This is a genomic window from Bacillus sp. FSL K6-3459 (assembly GCF_038003305.1).
GTDB lineage: Bacteria > Bacillota > Bacilli > Bacillales > Bacillaceae > Bacillus > Bacillus pumilus_O.
Genome location: NZ_JBBOOW010000001.1, coordinates 1498966 through 1523255 on the forward strand (window position 1 = coordinate 1498966; position 24290 = coordinate 1523255).

The following is a 24290-nucleotide window of genomic DNA, read 5'->3' on the forward strand; positions in this document are numbered from 1 at the left end:
TATTAATATCTACTAAATATGAACATTGAGAGGAAGATGAACAAATGAGTTTAACACCACATGGTGGCGTATTAATTAATCGAGTAAATGAAGAGTATGATCTCAGCACGGCTGCGAAGGAAATTGAACTAGATGCTATCTCTTTTGCAGACCTTGAACTCATAGCAATTGGCGGGTATAGTCCAATTGAAGGGTTTTTAACAAAAGCTGATTATGAAGCGGTTGTGAGCAGTATGCGGCTAGCAAGTGGTGTCGTTTGGTCTCTTCCTATTACATTGCCAGTGACGAAGGAAAAAGCAGCAGAAATCCATCAAGGCGATATTGTGCGTCTATCATATAAAGGAACTGTATATGGCGTGATTGAAGTAGAGGATCAATACACACCAAATAAGGAAAAAGAAGCGGTGAATGTGTATAAAACGGATGACCGCAATCATCCAGGCGTGAAAAAATTATTTGAACGCGGTGACACGTACATTGGTGGTAAAATTACACTGACGAAACGCAGCGAAAAACCATTCCCTCAATTTACGTATGAGCCAGAAGAAACAAGACGGCATTTTAAAGAGAACGGCTGGAAAACGATTGTGGGTTTCCAAACGAGAAACCCTGTTCACCGTGCCCATGAATATATTCAAAAAACAGCACTGGAAACCGTCGATGGTTTGTTTTTAAATCCACTTGTAGGGGAAACAAAATCCGACGATATTCCGGCAGACGTGAGAATGAAAAGCTATCAAGTGTTATTGAATGGTTATTATCCGAAGGATCGCGTCTTTTTAGGTGTTTTTCCTGCAGCAATGCGTTATGCTGGACCAAAGGAAGCAATCTTTCATGCGCTTGTTCGTAAAAATTACGGCTGTACTCACTTTATTGTGGGGAGAGATCATGCAGGTGTTGGTGATTATTACGGCACATACGAGGCGCAGGAGCTTTTTGAACAATTTACAAGCGAAGAAATTGGCATTACCCCGTTAAAATTTGAACATAGCTTCTACTGTAATACATGTGAAGCAATGGCAACACCAAAAACATGTCCTCACGATAAAAGCGAGCATGTCATTCTTTCAGGTACAAAGGTTCGAACGATGCTGAGAAATGGAGAATTACCGCCAAGCACGTTCAGCCGAAAAGAAGTCATTGAAACATTAATCGAAGGATTAAAAACGACGGTATCTTAATGGGAGGGTATGACATGAGCAACGAACATATCGTGTGGCATGATTCATCTATTACAAAAAAAGAATATCAACAGAAAAACAATCATAAAAGCGGCATTATTTGGCTCACAGGTTTAAGTGGATCAGGTAAATCAACAATTGCAAATGCAGCGGCTAGAGAGCTGTTTGAACAAGGTTATCAAGTGACCGTTCTTGATGGCGATAATGTGCGGCATGGATTGAATAAAGATTTAGGGTTTTCAGATGATGACAGAAAAGAGAACATCCGCCGCATCGGAGAAGTGGCGAAATTGTTTGTTGAGCAAGGAACGATAGTCATCACGGCTTTTATTTCTCCATTTCAAGAAGACCGCCGCATTGTCAGACAGTTAGTGGAAGCAGGGGAATTTCACGAAGTGTTTGTGAAATGTGATTTGAATGTATGCGAAGAGCGTGACCCAAAGGGATTATATAAAAAAGCTAGAAATGGCGAAATTCCATTTTTTACCGGAATTGATTCACCATATGAAGAGCCAGCAGCACCTGAGCTCGTTCTAGATACAGGTGAATTATCGCGTGAAGAGTCCAAACAACGTCTTGTTGATTATGTAAAAGAAAAAGCGAAATAATCGCCTGATGGCAGGGGGAGAAAAGCACGATGGGGAAAGTATACATTGTGGGGGCTGGACCTGGGGATCCAGACTTAATTACATTAAAAGCCCATAAGGCAATACAGCAGGCAGATGTCATATTATATGATCGTCTTGTCAATCAAGAAATACTCGCCCACGCCAAACCCGAGGCGGAATTAATTTATTGCGGAAAGCTGCCGAATCATCATACGATGAGACAGGAAGCCATTAATGAAGCCCTTGTCACCCATGCAAAAGAAGGGAATGTTGTCGTCCGGCTGAAAGGCGGCGATCCCTTTGTATTTGGACGCGGCGGTGAAGAAATCGAATGCTTAGCTGAGCATGGAATTTCATATGAGGTTGTCCCTGGAATTACCTCTGGTATTGCAGCAGCAGCATATGCAGGCATTCCCGTGACCCACCGTGAATTCAGTTCGAATGTTGCGTTTGTCACGGGTCACTATCAAAAAGATGAGCATTTTGAAGAAAAGTGGGAAGCGCTGGCTACGGGGATTGATACACTTGTGATTTACATGGGCGTCAAAAACGTAGAAAGAGTGCAGCAGCTTCTGATAAAAAATGGACGCGATCCTGAAACGCCAGCAGCGTTTATACACTGGGGAACTACGACGAGGCAAAAGACGACTTGCTGCACTGTGGCGACATTGTCTGAAACCGTTGAAAAAGAAGGTATCGAGCATCCAAGTTTAATCGTTGTTGGGGATGTCGTTCATTTTCACCAAAAGCTGAACTGGTTTGAACCAGCCCTCATTGAGAATTGAGAATGATAAAGAAAAGACACGTCATTAATCGTGTCTTTTCGTCTGAACAAAACAAATAAGAAGGAGGAGGAGTCACATGAAACAAGCTGTCCTTTATGTTGGGCATGGAAGCAGGGTAAAAGAAGCACAAGATAAAGCCATTTCTTTTATGAAAAGCTGTATGCCATTAGTAGAAGCCGATATACAAGAAATTTGTTTTTTAGAACTGACAGCCCCTTCTATAGAAGAAGGTTTTGAAGCCTGTGTGAAAAAAGGAGCTACACACATTGCGATTGTCCCGCTCCTCCTTTTAACTGCTATGCATGCTAAATCAGATATTCCAGTTGAGATTGAGAAAGTACAAAAACGATACCCGCAAGTGAAGGTCACATACGGGAAACCAATTGGGGTCAATCAAGAAGTGACAAAAGCTGTTGCTGCAAGAATTGAAGAAGCAGGATATCAAGGCGGGAAAGCACGAATTCTTTTAATTGGCCGAGGAAGCTCTGATCCAGATGTGAAGCGAGATGTGTTTGGCATTGCGGACGATGTCCGGCGCCTGCTGCCTCTTGCAGAAGTCCTGCCATGTTTTATTACAGCATGTGAACCAAATTACCGAGATGTTCTGGCGCAATTAACAGTAGATGATGATGTTCCTGTTTATCTCGTTCCTTATCTGTTGTTTACGGGTATTTTAATGAAAGAGATTGAAAATGAAGCGGCTCAGGCGAGAGAGAGACTGAAAGATGTCCGGGTATGCCGGTATATTGGCTTTCATCCGCATGTGAAAGCAGCTTATATTGAACGTGTGCAAGAAACCATTTTAAACAAAGACGATGAGTTTCAATTCCAAGGAGAAAGCCATGCTTCCAGTCCATCTTGATTTAACCAACCAACAAGTGCTCATTGCCGGCGGTGGGAAAATAGCGACAAGAAGGGCTGAGGCGCTATGTATAGAGGCTTGCCATATCACCATCGTGAGTCCTGACATTTCTAAAGAGATGGCACGTCTCGTTGATACATACAACCTGAATTGGAAAGAAAAGAAAGTGGATGCAGAAGATTTAGAGGATGCTTTTTTCATTGTCGCTGCTACAAACGATCCGGCGGTAAATGAATGGATTGCCCAAACAGCAAGGCCTCATCAGCTTGTGAATTGTGTGAGCCAATCAGAACTTGGCAATGTGATCGTGCCAAAGGTGGTCAAAGCAGGGAAAGTGACGATTTCAGTCTCTACAAGCGGTGCGAGCCCAGCTCGGACAAAACAGCTGGCTGCGGAAATTGAGACATTGCTTGAACAAGAGGATGTAGATGCACTTGACGCTCTCTATATCGAAAGAAAAAAACAACAAAGAAAAAGCCGATAAAATCTCCTTAAAAGATTTTATCGGCTTTTATTATTGTCGCAGCTTTAGAACCACATCTTCGTCAGGGGTGACAAACAATGTTTGCTGTTGATCATATGTCACAAATCCGGGCTTGGCTCCATTTGGTTTTTTCACATGCCGGATTTTTGTGTAATCGACAGGTACGGAGCTCGACTCTTTTGCCTTCGAGAAGTAGGCAGCGATTTGAGCCGCTTCAAGCAGCGTCTGTTCATCAGGCGTTTGATGACGGATGACGACGTGTGATCCAGGAATATCTTTCGTGTGCAGCCAAATGTCGTCACGGGCAGCCGCCTTTGTGGTTAAATATTCGTTTTGTTTGTTGTTTTTTCCGACTAAGATCGGAATCCCTTGAGACGATTCATACGTTTCAAGCTGAATCGCCGTCGTTTTTTTCTTTTTGGCGTTACGCTTTTGTTTGGCGCGTAAATATTTCCCCTCAACAAGCTCTTCTCTCATTTCCTCTAAATCCTTCGGTGAGGCAGAGGACAGCTGCTGAATCAACTCATCAAAATAAGCAATCTCTTCATGCGTCCGCTCAATTTGTTCATTGACCGCTTCTACTGCATTTTTTGCCTTTTGATATTTTGTGAAATATGCTTGTGCATTTTCAGAAGGGGTTTTGTTTGTTTTGAGCGGAATCGTGATCTCTCCGCCATCTTCATCGTAATAATTGATGACAGTCGCCTCTTTATCCCCTTTTTTGATGGCATATAAATTGGCTGTTAGCAATTCGCCATAGAGCTGATATTTATGGGCATTTTGAGATTCTTCAAGGGTTCGGTTCAGTTTTTTGAGCTTGTTTTCATTTTTCTTTTTTTCATTTACGACAAACCGTTCAAGGTCAGACGCTTGTTGTTTCACTCTGTCTCTTTCAGCTTTGCCGAAATAAAAGCGGTCAAGCAGCTGGCTGAGAGAGTCGAATGTTTTCATTTCACCATCGACATGCTGTAGTTCTAATAAATAGAAATACTCCTTCCCATCTTTTCTTGTCAGTTGCGGGGTAAAGGAATGCATGCGAATAAGCTGGAACATGTTGAGCAGTGTATTTGGAATTGTTTCCTGATTGGCAAGACCGGCCCTGTGTACAGCTTCCTTTGCAAACAGCGGAGAAACCCCAGAGAATGTATCGACAATTTGCTTTGCGATCATTCCTTCTTGAAAGCGTAAATGCTTTAAAATATCGTCCTTCGTTACTGCAAACGGATTTAATTTTTGCTGAGCAGGCGGCAGAAGGTATTTGTGACCAGGAAGCACTGTCCGATAGCTGTTTACAGATGGAGAAAGATGCTTCAGGCCATCAATGATCTGCTGCGTATCATCTTCGACAAGAATCAAATTACTATGTCTTCCCATGATTTCGATGTAGAGCTTTCGGGTCTGCTCGTCGCCAATTTCATTACGGCTTCGTACATGAAGTACGATCACTCGGTCAAATCCAATTTGTTCGAAGCGTTCAATGAATCCGCCCTCAAGATGTTTTCTAAGGAGCATACAAAACATTGGAGGTTCGCTTGGATTGTCATATTGCTGCTCTGTGAGCTGTACTCTGGCGTAGCTCGGATGAGCGGATAAAAGGAGCTTATGATTCTTTCCGTTTGCCCGGATATGAAAAATCAACTCGTGCTTATATGGCTGATGAATTTTTGAAATTCTACCGCCAGTTAATGTCTCTTGCAATTCATTTGTCATACCATATGTAAAAATGCCGTCAAATGACATGTTGGATACACCCTCTTCTTTCACACAAATCTACTGAAAGAACCTTCAATTTCTCGTTCTTTAGGCAGTCTTATTATTATAGCATGATTTAGGACGAGTCTGAATAAACTGGCTTATAGAACACTGCATATGAGAGAGAACAAAAGAGGAGTGGACGAGGTCAAATGAATTGGCATGAACTGAACCAAACCGATTTATTAAAAACAATGAATACATCGATAGGTGACGGACTGTCAGAAAAAGATGTACAAAAACGGCTTGAAAAACACGGGCCAAATGAATTGCAAGAAGGGAAAAAGGCGTCGGCTCTGATCATTTTTTTAGCGCAATTTAAAGATTTTATGGTGTTAATCTTGCTTGCAGCAACGATCATTTCTGCTTTTCTAGGTGAATACATTGATGCAGTTGCCATTGTAGCGATTGTTCTCATTAATGGAGTGCTCGGCTTTTATCAAGAGCGCCGGGCGGAAAAATCCCTTCAAGCGCTAAAGGAATTATCAACCCCGCATGTGTATGCAAGGAGAAATAATGAATGGATCAAGATTCCGTCTAAACATCTCGTGCCAGGGGATATTGTGAAATTTTCAAGTGGAGACCGGATTGGCGCAGATATTAGATTACTAGAAACAAAGAGCTTAGAAATTGAGGAGTCTGCTCTCACTGGCGAATCCATCCCAGCAGTCAAACACGCAAGTCCGCTTTCTAGCAATCACGTCTCGCTTGGCGATTTGACGAACATGGCCTTTATGGGGACGCTTGTCACTAGAGGGAGCGGCGTGGGCGTTGTCATTGGGACAGGAATGAATACAGCGATGGGACAAATTGCCGGCATGCTGGATGCAGCTGGAAATATGGAAACGCCGCTGCAAAGACGTCTCGAACAGCTGGGGAAAATCCTCATTGTGGCAGCTTTATTTTTAACGGTGCTCGTTGTCGTTCTTGGCGTTGTGCAAGGACATGATTTGTATCATATGTTCCTGGCGGGAGTATCGCTTGCGGTTGCTGCCATTCCTGAAGGCCTGCCGGCGATTGTCACCGTCGCACTTTCCTTAGGCGTGCAGCGGATGATCAAACAAAAATCGATTGTCAGAAAGCTCCCGGCGGTGGAGACTCTTGGCTGCGCGTCAATCATTTGCTCAGATAAAACAGGAACCATGACGCAAAATAAAATGACTGTGACCCATGTATGGGCAGAGGGCAAAACGTGGAATATTTCTGGTACGGGCTATGAGCCATCTGGTGATTTCACTTTGAACGGAGAACTTGTCCACGTAGACAAACATCCAAGCTTGCAAAAGGTGTTACTATACGGGGCGCTATGTAATACTTCGACCATCGTTGAAAAAGATGGCGAAATGAGGCTTGATGGTGATCCGACAGAGGGGGCACTTCTCACCGCAGCACGTAAAGCGGGTTTTACAGAGCAATTCATCGAAGCTGGATTTCACGTGGTAGAAGAGTTTCCTTTTGATTCAGAAAGAAAGATGATGTCAGTCGTCGTCGAAACGAATCAAAAAGAGCGGTACGTCATTGCAAAAGGTGCACCGGATGTCCTAATGAACCGTTCCAGCCATATCATGCACGGCGGCCGTACAGCTTCATTTTCAACCACTCATAGGCAAGAAACAGAGGCTGCAATTCAAGGCTTAGCAAGACAAGCGCTCAGAACGATCGCCATTGCGTATAAAAAAGTTGGTCTGACTGAAACAATCACCTCTGTTCAGCAGGCTGAAACTGATTTAACATTTATCGGGCTAGAAGGCATGATCGATCCCCCTCGTCCTGAAGTGAGACGAGCGATTAAAGAGTGCAGGGATGCGGGCATAAAAACAGTCATGATTACAGGAGATCACGTGGAAACAGCCAAAGCGATTGCGAAAGACTTGAGCCTTTTACCAAAGCAAGGAAAGGTGCTCGACGGAAAAGCGCTGGATCAGATGAGTGACAAAGAGCTTGAGCAAACGGCTGAAAATGTATACGTCTTTGCACGGGTATCACCGGAACATAAGCTGAGAATTGTGAAGGCCTATCAAAAAAATGGACATATTGTAGCGATGACAGGTGACGGGGTCAATGATGCGCCTGCAATTAAGCAAGCAGATATTGGTATCTCTATGGGCATCACTGGAACAGACGTAGCCAAGGAAGCGTCCTCTCTTATTTTACTTGATGACAACTTTGCGACCATTAAATCGGCCATTAAAGAAGGCCGAAATATTTATGAAAACATCCGTAAGTTTGTTCGTTATTTGCTCGCATCAAATGTGGGGGAAATTTTGGTTATGCTGTTTGCGATGCTTCTAGCGCTTCCGCTTCCTCTCGTTCCTATTCAAATTTTATGGGTCAACCTCGTCACAGATGGTCTCCCGGCGATGGCGCTTGGCATGGATAAGCCAGAAGGCGATGTCATGAAAAGGAAGCCGAGGAATATGAAAGAGGGGATTTTTGCTAGAGGACTCGGTTGGAAGGTTGTATCAAGAGGGTTTCTCATTGGACTTGCGACCCTTTTAGCATTTATGTTTGTGTATCACCGTGATCCAAACAATCTGCCATATGCGCAGACTGTTGCATTTAGTACGCTTGTATTGGCGCAGCTCATTCATGTATTTGACTGCCGCAGTGAACGATCCATCTTTGAGCGGAATCCATTCGGGAATCTCTACTTAATCGGTGCGGTTTTGTCATCACTTTTACTGATGTTTGTGGTCATTTATTATCCACCGCTACAGCCGATTTTCAAAACGGTGGCGATTGCACCAATTGATTGGCTATTGATCATCGGTATGTCTGCGTTGCCAACTTTTTTACTGGCAGGATCACTTTTGACAAGAAAAAAATAATTCGTTATGGTATAATTTTGAGGTAATAGTGTCTGCTATTACCTTTTTCATTTTATTAATATGAAAGAATTGGGTGTTTTGACATGATACGCAGTATGACGGGATTCGGTCAAGCGAGTAAAACGGATGGAGAACTGACAGTGTCAGTTGAGCTAAAATCGGTCAATCACCGTTTTAAAGAGGTTCATGCCCGTTTGCCGAGGCCGCTTTTATATTTCGAAGACACATTAAAAAAAATTATTCTTCGTCACGTGCAGCGCGGTAGAATTGAGCTGTTTGTTACGATTGAAGGCGGTAAACTAGCAAGCCGGTCCTTGCAGATCGACTGGCCGCTGCTTGATGAATACATGAAAGCCGCAAAAGATCTGGAGAAGCGCTATCATATTTCAGGCATTCAGCATGCACATGACTTACTTGGGCTAGAGCATGCCGTTCAAGTAGAAGAATCCGCCAGCCGAAATGAGCCATTAGAGCAATTGCTGATGGAAGCTTGTGAAACGGCTGTCAAGGAGCTTTGCTCCATGAGAGAGCAGGAGGGAACATCACTTCAAAAAGACTGTGAGCTGAGGCTTTCTGAATTAGAGGCCTATACAGAAGAGATCAAAGTCTTTGCCCCAGAGGTTGTGAGTCAGTATAAAGACAGGCTCAATCAGCGTTTGCAAGAGTGGGTTGGAGAGGCGCTTGACGAAAGCAGATTGACAACAGAAGCTGCGATCTTTGCTGACCGCTGTGACATCACAGAAGAGATCACGAGATTGAAAAGCCACTTTCAGCAATTCCAACAAATCTTGATGCAAGGCGGTGCTGCTGGCAGAAAACTTGATTTTCTTGTACAGGAGCTCAACCGTGAAGTGAACACCATTGGTTCAAAAGCGAACCACCATCATTTAACTAAGCTCGTGGTTGAAATGAAAAGTGCTATTGAAAAAATAAAAGAACAAGTGCAAAATATAGAATAGTCATTGTGTATGCTGTTTACAGTACGTCTCTTTCGGCGAGACTAGAGACGTTTATAATACAGGGGGACGTTAGAAGATGACCATAAAGTTGATCAATATCGGATTTGGAAACATCATTTCAGCGAATCGGATGATTTCGATCGTCAGTCCGGAATCAGCACCGATTAAACGAATGATACAAGACGCAAGAGATCGAGGCATGCTCATAGATGCTACATACGGAAGAAGAACCCGTGCTGTTGTCATTATGGACAGTGACCATGTCATCTTATCTGCCGTTCAGCCTGAGACTGTCGCGCAAAGACTTTCTGTAAAAGAAGAAATCATAGATGAAGGGCAGGGGTAATACGCCATTATGAAAGAAAGAGGACTTTTAATCGTTCTCTCTGGACCTTCGGGAGTTGGAAAAGGAACGGTCAGACAGGCCATTTTCTCCCAGGAAGATACGAAATTTGAATACTCAATTTCTGTGACAACACGTAAACCGCGTGAAGGTGAAAGAAATGGTGTCGATTATTTCTTTAAATCCAGGGAAGAATTTGAACATATGATTGAAAACAAAAAGCTGTTAGAATGGGCAGAGTATGTCGGGAATTACTACGGCACACCTGTTGACTATGTAGAACAGACATTAAGCGAAGGAAAAGATGTTTTCCTTGAAATCGAAGTGCAAGGTGCACTTCAAGTAAGAGAAGCATTCCCAGAAGGTCTTTTTATTTTCCTTGCACCGCCTAGTCTTTCAGAACTTCAGAACCGCATCATTACACGTGGTACAGAGTCTGAGGAGCTCATTCGAAATCGAATGGCTGCTGCAAAAGAAGAAATTGAAATGATGGATGCTTACGACTATGTCGTCGAAAACGATGATGTCGAGCTTGCTTGTGAAAGAATCAAAGCGATCGTTCTTGCAGAACACTTGCGCAGAGACAGAGTCGCACCGAGATATAAAAAAATGCTGGGGGTAGAATAAACCATGTTAGATCCTTCAATTGACTCATTGATGAACAAACTTGATTCAAAATATACACTTGTAACAGTATCTGCACGCCGTGCACGTGAAATGCAGATCCACCAAGATCAGCAAATCGAAAATACGAAGTCTTACAAATTTGTAGGCAAAGCACTTGAAGAAATCGATGCCGGTCTTTTGACATTTGAAAAAGAGGATCAAGAATAACACATCGCTTCTGCTATGCAGATACGATACGTTCAAAAAAGTCAAAACTATGATTGGTTTTGACTTTTTTGAATTGTAGACGAATTTGTGAAAAAGGCCGTTAAGGGGGACAAACTAATGTTACAGTCAAAAAATATTTTGCTCGGCGTCAGCGGAGGAATCGCCGTATATAAAGCAGCTGCACTTACTAGTAAACTCGTACAGGCGGGCGCAAATGTAAGAGTCATTATGACGGAATCTGCTCGTGAGTTTGTGTCTCCGCTTACCTTCCAAGCTCTGTCTCGACATGAGGTGTATGTGGATACATTTAAAGAAAACAATCCAAAGGTCATAGCGCATATTGATGTAGCTGACTGGGCCGATCTCATTCTAGTTGCCCCTGCAACAGCACATACGATTGGTAAAATGGCGGCAGGGCTTGCAGATGATATGCTCACGACGACCTTACTTGCTTCAACCGCTCCTGTATGGATCGCACCAGCTATGAATGTGCATATGTATGATCACCCAGCTGTGAAGCGGAACATTCGCACATTATATGAGGATGGCTACCGGTTTATTGAGCCGAGCGAAGGTTATTTAGCGTGTGGCTACATTGGAAAAGGGCGATTAGAGGAGCCTGAAAAAATCGTAGAGCACATCCGTGCATTTTTTGAAGAACCAAAAAGCTTACCACTTTCAGGTAAAAAAGTCGTGGTGACAGCAGGTCCTACTAGAGAAGTCATCGATCCTGTGCGTTTCTTTACAAATCGATCGTCAGGAAAAATGGGCTATGCGATTGCAGAGGCTGCGCAGCAGATGGGGGCAGATGTCACACTCATTTCAGGACCTGTTTCTTTAACAGCACCTGATCATGTACATGTGGTGCACGTTGAATCGGCAGAGGACATGTATCAAGCCGCATTAGCTGTGTACGAGGAAGCGGACCTTGTCATTAAATCAGCTGCAGTGGCTGATTATACCCCCGTGACCTCATATCCTCATAAAATGAAAAAACAGGACGGCGCCTTAGAGATTGAATTCACCCGGACTAAAGATATTTTAAAAGAGCTGGGGAAAAGAAAAGAGCATCAAGTGCTTGTCGGTTTTGCAGCTGAAACGCAGGATGTAGAATATTATGCGAAAAAGAAAATCGAATCCAAGCATTTAGATATGATTGTGGCCAACAACGTCACAAAAGAAGGTGCAGGATTTGCGACAGACACAAATATAGCAGCCATCATCAAAGCAGACGGTACAACAAAAGAACTGCCAATGATGAGCAAAAAAGACCTCGCTTTTGAAATCTTAAAGGAGGCAAAACAGCTGTTGCCAAAAGAGCGTGATCGAGCATGATTGCTGAAGTCATCGTAGATGTCACAACGAAAGCCATTGACCGGCCATTCGATTACCGTGTACCAGATCGATTCAAAGATCTCGTCAAAGCGGGAATGAGGGTGGTCGTTCCCTTTGGCCCGAGGAAGATTCAAGGATTTGTGACAAAAGTCAAAGAAGAAACAGATGTAAAAACAGGAAGTATAAAGGACATTGTCGATTTATTTGATTTATCACCTGTTCTGACAGATGAGCTATTGGAGCTTTCCCACTGGCTGACGGAAAAAACATTGTCCTATCACATTACGGCACTTCAATCGATGTTGCCTGCAGCCATGAAGGCGAAGTATGAAAAAGAAATTCAAGTGCTGTCAGATGAAGAACTTCCGCAGTCATTGAAAGAGCTTTTCGGTCAGCGAGATAGCATTCTTTACGCTGACATCCCAGCCGAACAACTAAAACAGATTCAAAAGCATGTCCAAAAAGGTCATCTAGAGGTAAGGTATCACGTCTCGCAAAAATCTGGAAAGAAAAAAGTGCGCACGCTCCAACTAGCTGCTTCGAAAGATAAGCTTGAAGAAAAGCAGCAGCAGCTGAAGAAAAATGCGGTGAAACAAAAGGCACTGCTCTCCTTTTTGCTTCAAGCGAGTGAGACGACCTTTTTAGCGAAAGACTTGCAGCAACAAACAGGCGCGAGTTCTCAAACGCTTAAAACCTTGATTCAAGAAGGACTGCTAACAGAAAGCTATGAAGAGGTCTACCGGGATCCTTATCGTGACCGGGCGTTTACACCTTCTGCCTCACTAGACCTCATGCCAGAACAAGCAGAAGCGGCAAAACATATTCATCAAGCCGTCAGTGACGACCATCATGAAACCTTTCTGCTGCACGGGGTAACAGGAAGCGGTAAAACGGAAATATACTTGCAGACGATTGATCATGCCCTTCAAAAAGGCAAAGAAGCGATCGTCCTTGTTCCAGAAATCTCGTTAACCCCTCAAATGGTTCAGCGGTTTAAAGAACGGTTCGGTTCAAATGTGGCTGTCCTTCACAGCGGCTTATCGACAGGAGAAAAATATGATGAATGGCGGAAAATCCACCGCAAAGAAGTCAAGCTTGTTGTAGGCGCGAGATCGGCAGTTTTCGCACCATTTGAAAATCTAGGCATGATTATCATAGATGAAGAGCATGAATCTTCTTATAAACAAGAGGAAATGCCTCGTTATCATGCCAAGGACGTCGCCATTGAACGAGCCAAAAGACATCGATGTCCAGTCGTTTTAGGCAGTGCAACCCCTTCACTTGAAACATACGCGCGTGCCCAAAAAGGCGTGTTTACATTGCTGACGCTTAAGCACCGAGTGAACCAGCAAAAGCTGCCGCACGTCTCGTTAATTGATATGAGAGAAGAATTGAGAAATGGTAACAGGTCTATGTTTTCAGAAGAATTAATGCTCAGATTAAAGGGAGTGCTTGAAAGAAAAGAACAAGCCGTCTTATTTCTGAATAAAAGGGGTTATTCATCCTTTGTGATGTGCCGTGATTGCGGATATGTGGAGCAATGCCCCCATTGCGAAATTTCTCTCACCTATCACCGCTATCAAAAACGGCTGAAATGCCATTATTGTGGTCACGAAGCACCGGTGCCAGCTGAATGTCCAGAATGCCATAGTGAGCATATTCGCTATTTTGGAACGGGTACGCAGCGTGTAGAAGAAGAGCTGACAAAAGTACTGCCAGAGGCAAGAGTCATTCGAATGGATGTGGATACAACGTCTCGTAAAGGTGCTCATGAAAAACTCCTTACATCTTTTGGGAATAAAGAAGCGGACATCTTGCTCGGAACGCAGATGATTGCAAAAGGGTTAGATTTCCCAGATGTCACACTTGTTGGAGTTCTAAGTGCGGATACGTCTCTTCATATTCCTGATTTCCGTTCAAGTGAAAAAACATTCCAGCTGCTCACGCAGGTCAGCGGCAGGGCAGGACGACATGAAAAAGCGGGCTCTGTTATCATTCAATCGTATACGCCTTCTCACTATAGTATTGAATTAACGAAGCAGCATGACTACGAAGCCTTTTATGAACAGGAGATGCTGCATCGCCGCCACCAGTCTTATCCGCCGTATTACTTTTTGGCGATGGTGACTGTATCGCATGAGGAAGTGACGAAGGCAGCGCATGTCACGGATCAAATTGTTCAGTTCCTAAAAATGAACTGTGCACCGAATACAAGAATCCTCGGTCCTGCTGCATCACCAATCGCTAAGATCAAAGATAGATATCGATATCAATGCGTGATAAAATACAAAAGGGAAAATGAACTGGCAAGTTTACTACGGAAAATACAAGATCATTATCAAAAGGAAATGGAACAAAAACAATTGATGATTTCAATAGATATGAATCCATATATGATGATGTAAAACGGAGGGCTTTAAGTGGCAGTAAAACCGATAGTCATACATCCGGCAGAAGTACTCGAACAAAAGGCAGTGCCTGTCGATACGTTCGATAAAAAGCTTAAAAAACTGCTTGATGATATGTATGATACAATGCTTGAGCTAGATGGAGTCGGACTAGCAGCACCACAAATTGGTATTTCACAAAGAATTGCTGTTGTTGATATTGGTGAAGAATCTGGCAGAATTGATTTAGTGAATCCCGAGGTTCTTGAAGTAAAAGGAAGTCAAACAGATATTGAAGGCTGTCTGAGCTTTCCATCTTTATACGGCACAGTAGAAAGACCGAGCTATGTGAAGTTAAAAGCCTTTGATAAGAAAGGCAAACCATTTACAATAGAAGCAGAAGGATTTTTAGCAAGAGCATTATTGCACGAAATTGATCATTTAGACGGCATATTATTCACGTCGAAAATCATTCAAACTTATACAGAAAAAGAACTAGCTGAAATGGAAGGGTGAAGAAAATGGCACGTATTGTATTTATGGGAACCCCTGATTTCTCAGTACCTGTGCTGCAAACACTCATAACAGAAGGATACGAAGTTGTCGGGGTCGTCACGCAGCCAGATCGCCCGAAAGGCAGAAAACGAGTTCTCACGCCGCCTCCTGTGAAAGTGGAAGCCTTAAAGCACGGCATTCCGGTCTTGCAACCTGAAAAGGTACGTCTTGATGAAGAAATTGATAAAGTGCTTGCACTGAAGCCAGATTTAATTGTCACGGCGGCATTTGGACAAATTTTACCAAAACGCCTGCTGGATGAACCTCAGTTTGGCTGTATCAATGTACATGCCTCACTGCTTCCAGAACTAAGAGGGGGCGCGCCGATCCATTATGCGATCCTTCAAGGTAAAAAGAAAACAGGCGTCACGATCATGTACATGGTGGAACGACTCGATGCAGGGGACATGATCAGTAAAGTAGAAGTGGAAATCGACGAATTAGACAATGTCGGTACATTGCATGACAAATTAAGTGTAGCAGGCGCTGCACTATTGAAAGATACTGTGCCGAATGTTCTGAGCGGATCTATTTCGCCAATTCCGCAAAATGAAGAAGCGGCAACGTACGCACCTAATATAAAGCGAGAGCAGGAAAGGTTAGACTGGACAAAGACCGGTGAAGAGCTTTACAACCAAGTTCGCGGCTTAAATCCATGGCCAGTTGCCTATACTGAATGGAACGGGGCTCATCTAAAAGTATGGGAAGCGAAAAAAATTCCACTCGAAGCGCAAGAAGAGCCTGGGAAAGTGATTGAGCTTCAAAAAGAAGGTCCAGTCATTGGAACTGGGAATAAACAGGGCCTTTTATTGACAGGTGTACAGCCAGCTGGTAAGAAAAAGATGAGCGGCGAAGACTTCCTAAGAGGCGCAAATATCGAAATTGGACAGAAATTAGGGTTAATGAATGAAGAAAAGTAATGTGAGAGAAGTAGCGCTGGACGCTTTAATCAAACTCGAACAAAACCAAGCTTATAGTAATTTACTGTTGCAGTCAGTCATGAAAGACAAAGACTTGGCAGATCAAGACAAGCCGCTCTTAACAGAGCTTGTGTACGGTACACTGCAAAACAAGCTGGCATTAGATTATATGTTGGCACCATTTGTGAAAAAACCGCAAAAGGTGGCTCCGTGGGTCATGCAGCTTTTGCGGATGTCTCTTTATCAAATGGTCTACCTTGAAAAGATTCCAGATCGTGCAGCCATCCATGAAGCTGTAGAGCTAACGAAAAAGAGAGGGCACAAGGGCATTTCTTCACTTGTGAACGGGGTTCTTCGTTCCGTGCAAAGAGAAGGCGTTCCGGCTTTTGATGACATCAAAGATCCAGTCAAGCGTCTTTCGATTGAGACAAGCCACCCATTATGGCTCGTACAGGAATGGGTTCAGTCGTACGGATTTGAAGCGGCAGAAAGCATGTGCCGCATTCACTTAGTACCGCCAAAGCAAACCCTTCGTGTCAATCGAATGAAAACGGACCGCGCAGCACTGAAGCAAAAACTGCTGGATGCCGGAATTGAAACGGAGCTTGGCGACTTATCGGAAGATGCACTTAAGCTGATGAAAGGGTCCATCGTTTCAACCCCTTCTTTTCAAGAAGGCTATGTGACCATTCAAGATGAAAGCTCAATGCTTGTCGCAAGAGCACTAGACCCTCAGCCGGGAGAAACTGTACTTGATGCCTGTGCGGCTCCAGGCGGAAAATCAACACATATCGCTGAGCGTATGAACGACGAAGGACAAATTGTTTCACTTGATTTGCACGAACATAAAGTGAAACTCATCAAACAAGCAGCAAAACGTCTGAACCTTACTCGGATTGAAGCAAAAGCGCTCGATGCAAGGAAAGCAAAGGGCGATTACAACGAAGCTTCATTTGACCGGATTCTGATTGATGCGCCGTGTTCTGGTTTTGGCGTCATCAGACGAAAACCAGATATGAAATATACAAAGTCTCCAGAAGACTCAGCAAGACTTGCTACAATTCAGCAGGCAATCTTAAATGAAACAGCTCCACTTTTAAAACCTGGCGGAACCCTTGTATATAGTACATGTACAATGGACCCAACAGAAAATCAACAAGTGATTCATGCGTTCTTACAAGAACACCAAGACTTCGAACCCGATCTATCTCTTAATGAACGGCTGCCTGAGCAGGTTGCTCCGTTTGTTCAAAATGGAAGTGTGCAAATTCTTCCTCATTATTTCGGAACAGATGGTTTCTTTATTTGCAGCATGAGAAAGAAGGGATAAAAAATGACAGAACAAAAAGTAAGAAAAGAACTGAAAACAGATATGCCATCGATCTATTCATTTGAGCTTCACGAAATGAAAGAATGGTTAAATGAACAAGACGAAAAGCCTTTCCGTGCAGCTCAAATTTTTGAGTGGCTTTATGAGAAACGTGTGACATCCTTTGATGAAATGTCTAACCTCTCCAAAGAATTAAGAGAAAAATTAAAAGATCAATTTACAATCACAACTTTAAAAACCGTGATCAAACAAACGTCTCAAGATGGAACGATCAAGTTTTTATTTGAACTACACGATGGTTATACAATTGAAACAGTGCTTATGCGTCATGAATATGGTAACTCTGTCTGCGTGACAACACAGGTTGGCTGTAGAATCGGCTGTACATTCTGTGCATCTACACTTGGCGGTTTAAAACGAAACCTTGAAGCCGGGGAAATCGTTGCACAAGTATTAAAAGTGCAACAGGCACTTGATGAAACAGACGAGAGAGTTAGCTCTGTTGTCATCATGGGTATTGGCGAACCGTTTGATAACTTTGAAGAAATGCTTGCCTTCCTTAAAATCATCAACCATGATAATGGCTTAAATATTGGTGCACGCCATATTACGGTTTCGACAAGTGGAATCATTCCAAAGATCTATCAATTCGCTGATGAGCAAATGCAAATCAACTTTGCTGTGTCATTACACGCACCGAACACAGAGATCAGAAGCCGCTTAATGCCGATCAATAAGGCATATAAGCTGCCAAAATTAATGGAAGCCATCGAATACTACATTCAAAAGACGGGTAGACGTGTCAGCTTTGAATACGGCCTGTTTGGCGGAGTAAATGATCAGGTTCACCATGCAGAAGAACTAGCAGACCTATTAAAAGGAATCAAGTGCCACGTGAACCTCATTCCGGTGAACTATGTACCAGAGAGAGATTATGTGAGAACACCTAGAGAACAAATCTTCCTATTTGAAAAAACGCTGAAAGAACGCGGCGTAAACGTAACGATTAGACGAGAGCAAGGCCATGATATTGATGCTGCTTGCGGTCAGCTAAGAGCGAAGGAGCGTCAGGAAGAGACGAGGTGACGAATGTTGATAAGGGCAGCCTTTCTTACCGATACAGGAAAAGTCCGTCAGCATAATGAAGATGATGCAGGTATTTTTGAAGCAAAAGAAGATTCCCTTCTCGCTGTTGTAGCAGACGGCATGGGAGGTCATCTTGCTGGTGATGTCGCCAGCAAGATGGCAGTCTCTTCTTTAAAAGAATACTGGGAAGAAACATCTTCAATTCCAGAAAAGCCAGCCGATCAAGAAAGCTGGTTAATCTCAAAAATCAGTGACATTAATGATCAAGTTTATGAACATGCGCAAAACAATGAGGAATGCCAAGGAATGGGGACGACCATTGTATGCGCACTCGTTCATTTGCAAACGGTCACAATTGCGCATATTGGAGACAGCCGCTGCTACTTGCTAAGAGAAGGAGCGCTGACCCAATTAACAGATGATCATTCACTCGTGAACGAGCTTGTGAAAACAGGTGAAATTTCAAAAGCGGATGCAGAATATCATCCAAGAAAAAATGTGCTCACGAAAGCATTAGGAACAGATAAACGTGTTCAAATTGATGCACGTACTTTTGAGGTGGACCCAGGAGATCAAATCCTGCTTTGCTCAGATGGTCTATCGAATAAAGTAGAAGAAGAGAATCTGATTCATATTTTAACGCAAACAACCGCACCAGAGGAAAAAGTTACAGAGTTAATACAAACAGCGAATGACAACGGCGGTGAAGATAACATTACAGCAGTACTGTTAGAAATCTCCTCCCAGCTAGAGGAGGGTGACAGCAAGTGTTGATCGGAAAAAGGATCAGCGGCCGTTATCAGATTCTTCGCGTCATAGGCGGAGGCGGAATGGCAAACGTCTATTTGGCGGAGGATATGATTTTAGATCGCGAAGTAGCGATTAAAATTTTGCGGTTTGACTTTGCGAGCGATGATGATTTTATTAGACGCTTCCGGAGAGAAGCGCAGTCAGCTGCAAGCTTAGATCATTCGAATATTGTCAGCATCTACGATGTCGGGGAAGAAGATGACATTTATTATATTGTCATGGAATATGTCGAGGGAATGACGCTGAAAGAATACATACACGCCAATGGCCCACTTCATCCAAAAGAAGCCGTTCGTATTATGGAGCAAGTCGTTGCGGCGATGGAAGAAGCCCATGCGAAACAGCTCGTCCACCGAGACATTAAGCCTCACAATATATTAATAGACAACATGGGGAACATCAAAGTCACTGATTTTGGGATTGCCATGGCACTTAGCTCAGCAACCATTACCCATACAAATTCTGTCCTTGGCTCCGTGCACTACTTGTCTCCAGAACAAGCACGCGGGGGTCTTGCAACGAAAAAGTCAGACATCTATTCGCTTGGGATTGTGCTCTATGAACTCATCTCAGGACGCATGCCATTTGAAGGGGAATCGGCTGTTAGTGTTGCACTGAAACATTTGCAATCAGAGCCACCATCTGTGAGAAGATGGAATCCTTCTGTTCCACAAAGCGTGGAAAACATCATTTTAAAGGCGATGGCCAAAGATCCATTTTATCGATATGAAGATGCATCTGAAATGCAAAAGGACTTAAAAACCGCTTTCGATCCAGCCAGATTAAAAGAAAAACGCTTTGTTATTGAAGAAGACCATGAAGCAACGAAAGCGATCCCAATCATTCAAGATCATCAAATTGATCAAGATAATGAAAAAACAGCCGTCCACTCTGCTCAAAAACCGAAGAAAAAAGAGAAACAAAAGCCGAAAAAGAAACGAAAAAAATGGCCATGGATTGTGGCATCCATCTTATTTATATTGACTGCTGCGACAATTTTAGCCATCACTGTGTTTCCAGGGCTACTTTTTCCAAAAGATGTGGAAGTCACAGACGTATCTGGCATGACAGTTGAAAAAGCAGAAGATGCCTTAAAGAAAGCTGGGTTTACCGTCGCTTCGGAGTCAATAGAAATTGCTGATGAGAAAATTGAAAAAGGTCTCGTCGTCAAAACAGACCCGAAAATCGGCACAAAGGTCAAAGAAGGAACAGAGATTCAGCTATATGAAAGTACTGGCAAGGAAAAGACTGAATTACCTGATGTGACAGGTGAAAAGGTCGATAAAGCAAAAGAAATATTAGAGAAAAAAGGGTTTAAACAGGTCGTTGTGGAGGAAGTGAATGATAATGACACCGAATCTGGGCTTGTCATGGAACAGAGTCCTTCAGCGAATACGGAACTTGTAGCAGCAGATGAAGAGGTCACGTTGACTGTCAGCATAGGTCCTGCCGATATTACATTACGTGATTTAACGACGTATAGTAAGCAAGCGGCATCGAATTATTTAGAGGATAATGGCTTAAAGCTTGATGAAAAAGAAGCGCATTCTGACGATGTGCCAAAAGGCGAGGTCATGAAGCAGGAGCCAGGAGCAGGAACAGCTGTTAAACCAGGTGACACGGTCAAGATTACATTCTCACTTGGACCGAAGGAAAAACCAGCCAAAACGGTAACTGAAAAGATTTCGATCCCTTATGAACCAGAAGCGGAAGGGCAGGAGATGAATGTCCAAATTTCCATTGATGATGCGGAGCATAGCATCTCTGATTCTTACGAAAGCTTTAAAATCACTGCGCCGACTGAACGGACCATTAAATTTAAGATTGAACCAGGTCAAAAAGGATATTATCAAGTGACGGTTGATGATAAAGTCGTCAGCTCGAAAACGATCGAATACCCTGATGATGAATAAAGGAGGGACTTTATGCCTGAGGGCAAAATTATAAAAGCATTAAGTGGATTCTATTATGTGCTAGATGAGTCACAAGAGAGTGGAAAAGTGGTTCAGTGCAGAGCGAGAGGTATCTTTCGAAAAAATAAAATTACACCTCTTGTTGGAGATTACGTCGTCTATCAAGCAGACAACGATAAAGAAGGCTACTTATTAGAAGTAAAGGAACGGACAAATGAACTTGTTCGTCCGCCTATTAGTAACGTTGATCAAGCGGTACTTGTTTTCTCAGCGGCAGAACCAACCTTTAGCACATCACTTTTAGACAGATTTTTAGTACTTGTTGAAGCCAATCATATTGAGCCAATTATCTGTATTACTAAAATGGACTTATTGAGGACAGACGAAGAGCGTGAAACGATCATGGCATATGCAGACGACTATCGGCAAATTGGCTATGAGGTTCATTTAACTTCTACGATTGAAGGAGACGGCATTGAGAAGCTGACTCCACACTTTCACAATAAAATCACGGTGTTTGCCGGTCAGTCTGGTGTAGGCAAGTCGTCTCTTTTAAATGCGATGAGTCCTGAATTGGCACTGAAAACAGATGATATCTCATCCCATCTCGGACGAGGAAAACATACGACAAGACATGTCGAGCTCATTCGAACAGCAGACGGGCTCATTGCAGATACTCCGGGCTTTAGCTCGCTCGAATTTACTGGCATCGAAGCAGAAGATCTAGGTCTATACTTTTTAGATATTAGAGACCGAAGTGCAGGCTGTAAATTTCGAGGCTGTCTGCACGTGAAAGAGCCTGGCTGTGCGATAAAAGATGCGGTAGAGCATGATCAAATCAAAGAGTATCGCTATCAGCATTATCTAGAGTTTTTAACTGAAATCAAAGACAGAAAGCCGAGGTACTAAATCATGGTTTATATTGCCCCTTCCATTTTATCAGCAGATTTTTCCAATTTGGAGAAAGATATCCGTGATGTGGAACAAGGCGGTGCAGATTACATTCATATCGATGTCATGGATGGTCATTTTGTTCCGAATATGACATTCGGGCCAAATATCGTCGAAGCGATCAGACCGCATACGCGTCTTCCGCTTGATGTTCACCTCATGATTGAGCAGCCAGATCGGTATATTCCTGCATTCGCAAAAGCTGGCGCTGATATTATTTCTGTTCATGTGGAAGCTTGTCCGCACTTACACCGAACAATACAACATATAAAAGAACAAGGTGTAAAAGCAGGGGTCGTCTTGAATCCTCACACACCTGTGTCTCACATTGAGCATGTATTAGAAGATGTGGACCTAGTGTTATTCATGACTGTGAACCCTGGTTTTGGTGGACAGGCATTTATTCCATCTGTCCTCAAAAAGGTAAAAGAAGTAAAAGCACTGAGTGAACAAAAGGGCTTAACCGATTTACTGATAGAAATAGACGGCGGTGTCAATGTAGAGACTGCAAAGGACTGCAAGGATGCAGGCGCTAATTTACTCGTCGCGGGTTCTGCGGTATACGGTAAAGACAACCGCGCAGCAGCGATCCAAGCAATTAAAGAAGCATAAAGGTAGGAACCAAAGTCATTGTGATCTTTGGTTCTTTTTACATGGAGAGGAGCGTATATCATGCACATACATATCGTAGCCGGCGGTCCTATTGAATACATCCCGCCACTTGAACGTGAAGCATCACAAGAGGATGTTCTCTGGATTGGCGTAGACCGAGGAACCCTCTTCTTACTAGAGCAGGGCATTACCCCTGCCAAAGCATTTGGTGATTTTGACAGTGTGACAGAAGAAGAGCTTCGGGAGCTAAAAGAAAAATTGCCTGCCCTGAATGTCTTTCAAGCTGAAAAGGATGAAACCGATTTAGAGCTTGCACTGAACTGGGCACTAAGTCAGCACCCAGCACATATTTACATTTACGGTATTACAGGAGGAAGGGCGGATCATTTTCTAGGAAATATCCATCTTCTTTACAAAGGGATTCAGTACAAGCAGAATATCACCCTTGTAGACAAACAAAATATCATTCAAATGTTTGAACCTGGTACATACGAAATAAAAGAAGATCAGGATAAAAAATATGTATCGTTTTTACCCTTTGGAACACCTGTTGAAAAGCTGACATTAAAAGGTTTCAAATATCCTCTGAAAAATTGTCATATTGAGCCTGGTTCCACACTATGTATTAGTAACGAACTCATCCACTCAAATGGTACTTTTTCTTTTCATGAAGGCATATTAATAATGGTAAGAAGCAAAGATTGACCAACCTATCAATGTGGATGGCTGATTAAGCTCAATTGTGCTGCAAACGGTACTTTTAGGAGGGGGACAAAATGAAATTTTATACAATCAAACTGCCTAGATTTCTTGGCGGCATTGTCCGTGCGATGCTTGGTTCATTTAAGAAAGATTAATGAGTAATCTCCTTTATTTCCACATAAAAACGCCTGCTACAAGTTATTGTAGCAGGCGTTTACTCTTGCTTATACACGCTCAACTTTACCAGATTTCAAAGCTCGAGCTGATACATATACTCTTTTAGGCTTACCGTCCACTAGAATACGAACTTTTTGAAGGTTCGCGCCCCATGTACGTTTTGTAGAGTTCATTGCGTGAGAACGATTGTTCCCAGCTTTTGTTTTTCTGCCTGTAATAACGCATTTACGTGCCATTTGTTTCCCTCCTAACTGCGAAAACATCATCATATTCTTCATATACGTACTTAGAGATGCCTCAAGATACTTTAATAATTTACCACAGCTTCAAGGGGTTTGCAAGGATTGTTTACTCCTCTTTCAAGAAAAATACCTTGACATCTTGATAAAAAATCAAGGCTATAGTATAAGTAGGATTGGGTCGGATTGAATGATTTCTTTTAAAAAGAAGGGTCTTATAGTAAAATAGTGATAACTCAGGGCAATTTCTCAAAAAGGGGGAACCAATGTGTCCATTGAACTTAGAACGAAATACGGACAAATTGATATATCAAATGAAGTCATTGCAATGGTGGCAGGAGGCGCTGCGATCGATTGCTATGGTATTGTTGGGATGGCGTCCAAAAATCAAATCAAGGACGGCTTGACGGATATTCTCCGCAAAGAGAACTTCAGCCGGGGTGTTCTTGTGCGTCAAAAAGAAGACCGCATTCATATTGATATGTACATCATCGTCAGCTACGGTACAAAAATATCAGAAGTCGCACATAATGTTCAAACGAAAGTCAAATATACAATTTCTCACACAGTTGGACTTTCTGTTGATTCGGTCAACATTTATGTACAAGGAGTAAGAGTTACGAACCCGTAGTAAGGA

The 24290-nt window shown here is 42.9% G+C and carries 25 protein-coding genes; 23 read left to right on the plus strand and 2 right to left on the minus strand.

Annotated elements, in window-relative coordinates; genetic code table 11:
* Positions 1–44 precede the first annotated feature (44 nt).
* The 5 genes from sat to MHI35_RS07465 all read left to right on the plus strand — a co-directional run bounded on the left by sat (position 45) and on the right by MHI35_RS07465 (position 3920).
* Positions 45–1181 carry a sulfate adenylyltransferase gene (sat, locus tag MHI35_RS07445; protein ID WP_144521331.1) on the plus strand — a complete coding sequence of 379 codons (1137 nt, stop codon included), beginning with the start codon at positions 45–47 and terminating at the stop codon, positions 1179–1181.
* Positions 1182–1195: 14 nt separating this feature from the next.
* Entirely contained in the window at positions 1196–1789 is a 594-nt protein-coding gene (gene cysC / locus MHI35_RS07450) for an adenylyl-sulfate kinase (protein ID WP_119124825.1), read from the plus strand.
* A 29-nt stretch (positions 1790–1818) separates the two neighbouring features.
* Positions 1819–2574, plus strand: coding sequence for a uroporphyrinogen-III C-methyltransferase (cobA, locus tag MHI35_RS07455; protein WP_180309032.1), 756 nt, complete (start codon positions 1819–1821; stop codon positions 2572–2574).
* A 76-nt stretch (positions 2575–2650) separates the two neighbouring features.
* Complete coding sequence (locus MHI35_RS07460; RefSeq protein ID WP_335349121.1) at positions 2651–3436, plus strand: sirohydrochlorin chelatase; 786 nt, start codon at positions 2651–2653, stop codon at positions 3434–3436.
* Complete coding sequence (locus tag MHI35_RS07465) at positions 3417–3920, plus strand: precorrin-2 dehydrogenase/sirohydrochlorin ferrochelatase family protein (protein ID WP_144521339.1); 504 nt, start codon at positions 3417–3419, stop codon at positions 3918–3920. The genes MHI35_RS07460 and MHI35_RS07465 overlap by 20 nt, the downstream gene beginning before the upstream one ends.
* A 30-nt stretch (positions 3921–3950) precedes the next feature.
* Here the strand turns inward: MHI35_RS07465 and MHI35_RS07470 are convergent, their stop codons facing one another.
* Positions 3951–5660 (minus strand): Rqc2 family fibronectin-binding protein, encoded by a 1710-nt coding sequence (locus MHI35_RS07470; protein ID WP_144521341.1) that lies wholly within the window; start codon positions 5658–5660, stop codon positions 3951–3953.
* Between the two features lie 164 nt (positions 5661–5824).
* Here MHI35_RS07470 and MHI35_RS07475 point away from each other — a divergent pair, with 164 nt between their 5' ends.
* The 17 genes from MHI35_RS07475 to spoVM all read left to right on the plus strand — a co-directional run bounded on the left by MHI35_RS07475 (position 5825) and on the right by spoVM (position 23392).
* Positions 5825–8500 (plus strand): calcium-translocating P-type ATPase, SERCA-type, encoded by a 2676-nt coding sequence (locus tag MHI35_RS07475; RefSeq protein WP_144521343.1) that lies wholly within the window; start codon positions 5825–5827, stop codon positions 8498–8500.
* A gap of 83 nt (positions 8501–8583) precedes the next feature.
* Positions 8584–9459 carry a YicC/YloC family endoribonuclease gene (locus MHI35_RS07480; protein ID WP_211063858.1) on the plus strand — a complete coding sequence of 292 codons (876 nt, stop codon included), beginning with the start codon at positions 8584–8586 and terminating at the stop codon, positions 9457–9459.
* 76 nt (positions 9460–9535) lie between these two features.
* On the plus strand, positions 9536–9805 hold the full coding sequence (remA, locus tag MHI35_RS07485; protein ID WP_008344898.1) for an extracellular matrix/biofilm regulator RemA: 270 nt from the start codon (positions 9536–9538) through the stop codon (positions 9803–9805).
* A 9-nt stretch (positions 9806–9814) separates the two neighbouring features.
* Positions 9815–10429, plus strand: coding sequence for a guanylate kinase (gene gmk / locus MHI35_RS07490; protein ID WP_003212381.1), 615 nt, complete (start codon positions 9815–9817; stop codon positions 10427–10429).
* A gap of 3 nt (positions 10430–10432) precedes the next feature.
* Entirely contained in the window at positions 10433–10636 is a 204-nt protein-coding gene (gene rpoZ, locus MHI35_RS07495; protein WP_003211647.1) for a DNA-directed RNA polymerase subunit omega, read from the plus strand.
* A gap of 117 nt (positions 10637–10753) precedes the next feature.
* Positions 10754–11971 carry a bifunctional phosphopantothenoylcysteine decarboxylase/phosphopantothenate--cysteine ligase CoaBC gene (coaBC, locus tag MHI35_RS07500; protein ID WP_144521347.1) on the plus strand — a complete coding sequence of 406 codons (1218 nt, stop codon included), beginning with the start codon at positions 10754–10756 and terminating at the stop codon, positions 11969–11971.
* Entirely contained in the window at positions 11968–14376 is a 2409-nt protein-coding gene (gene priA / locus MHI35_RS07505; RefSeq protein ID WP_211063857.1) for a primosomal protein N', read from the plus strand. The genes coaBC and priA overlap by 4 nt, the downstream gene beginning before the upstream one ends.
* Before the next feature lie 15 nt (positions 14377–14391).
* Positions 14392–14874 carry a peptide deformylase gene (gene def, locus MHI35_RS07510; RefSeq protein WP_211063856.1) on the plus strand — a complete coding sequence of 161 codons (483 nt, stop codon included), beginning with the start codon at positions 14392–14394 and terminating at the stop codon, positions 14872–14874.
* 5 nt (positions 14875–14879) lie between these two features.
* Positions 14880–15833 (plus strand): methionyl-tRNA formyltransferase, encoded by a 954-nt coding sequence (gene fmt, locus MHI35_RS07515; RefSeq protein ID WP_211063855.1) that lies wholly within the window; start codon positions 14880–14882, stop codon positions 15831–15833.
* On the plus strand, positions 15820–17163 hold the full coding sequence (gene rsmB, locus MHI35_RS07520) for a 16S rRNA (cytosine(967)-C(5))-methyltransferase RsmB (RefSeq protein ID WP_211063854.1): 1344 nt from the start codon (positions 15820–15822) through the stop codon (positions 17161–17163). The genes fmt and rsmB overlap by 14 nt, the downstream gene beginning before the upstream one ends.
* Before the next feature lie 3 nt (positions 17164–17166).
* Positions 17167–18249 carry a 23S rRNA (adenine(2503)-C(2))-methyltransferase RlmN gene (rlmN, locus tag MHI35_RS07525; protein ID WP_211063853.1) on the plus strand — a complete coding sequence of 361 codons (1083 nt, stop codon included), beginning with the start codon at positions 17167–17169 and terminating at the stop codon, positions 18247–18249.
* Positions 18250–18252: 3 nt separating this feature from the next.
* A complete protein-coding gene (locus tag MHI35_RS07530) occupies positions 18253–19023 on the plus strand; it encodes a Stp1/IreP family PP2C-type Ser/Thr phosphatase (protein ID WP_144521359.1) in 771 nt (256 codons plus the stop codon).
* A complete protein-coding gene (gene pknB, locus MHI35_RS07535) occupies positions 19017–20972 on the plus strand; it encodes a Stk1 family PASTA domain-containing Ser/Thr kinase (protein WP_211063852.1) in 1956 nt (651 codons plus the stop codon). Before MHI35_RS07530 ends, pknB begins: the two co-directional genes overlap by 7 nt.
* A gap of 12 nt (positions 20973–20984) precedes the next feature.
* Positions 20985–21881: a ribosome small subunit-dependent GTPase A gene (rsgA, locus tag MHI35_RS07540; RefSeq protein WP_211063851.1), complete on the plus strand. Its 897-nt coding sequence runs from the start codon at positions 20985–20987 to the stop codon at positions 21879–21881.
* A 3-nt stretch (positions 21882–21884) separates the two neighbouring features.
* On the plus strand, positions 21885–22535 hold the full coding sequence (gene rpe / locus MHI35_RS07545) for a ribulose-phosphate 3-epimerase (protein ID WP_211063850.1): 651 nt from the start codon (positions 21885–21887) through the stop codon (positions 22533–22535).
* Between the two features lie 60 nt (positions 22536–22595).
* The gene (locus MHI35_RS07550; RefSeq protein WP_144521367.1) at positions 22596–23240 is read left to right on the plus strand and encodes a thiamine diphosphokinase; all 645 of its coding nucleotides are present in this window, start codon (positions 22596–22598) and stop codon (positions 23238–23240) included.
* Between the two features lie 71 nt (positions 23241–23311).
* Entirely contained in the window at positions 23312–23392 is an 81-nt protein-coding gene (spoVM, locus tag MHI35_RS07555) for a stage V sporulation protein SpoVM (protein WP_008354550.1), read from the plus strand.
* A 69-nt stretch (positions 23393–23461) separates the two neighbouring features.
* Here spoVM and rpmB read toward each other — a convergent pair whose 3' ends face one another.
* Entirely contained in the window at positions 23462–23650 is a 189-nt protein-coding gene (gene rpmB / locus MHI35_RS07560; protein WP_003212514.1) for a 50S ribosomal protein L28, read from the minus strand.
* Positions 23651–23921: 271 nt separating this feature from the next.
* Between rpmB and MHI35_RS07565 the strand changes: the two genes are divergently transcribed.
* Positions 23922–24284: an Asp23/Gls24 family envelope stress response protein gene (locus MHI35_RS07565; RefSeq protein ID WP_003211680.1), complete on the plus strand. Its 363-nt coding sequence runs from the start codon at positions 23922–23924 to the stop codon at positions 24282–24284.
* Positions 24285–24290 lie beyond the last annotated feature (6 nt).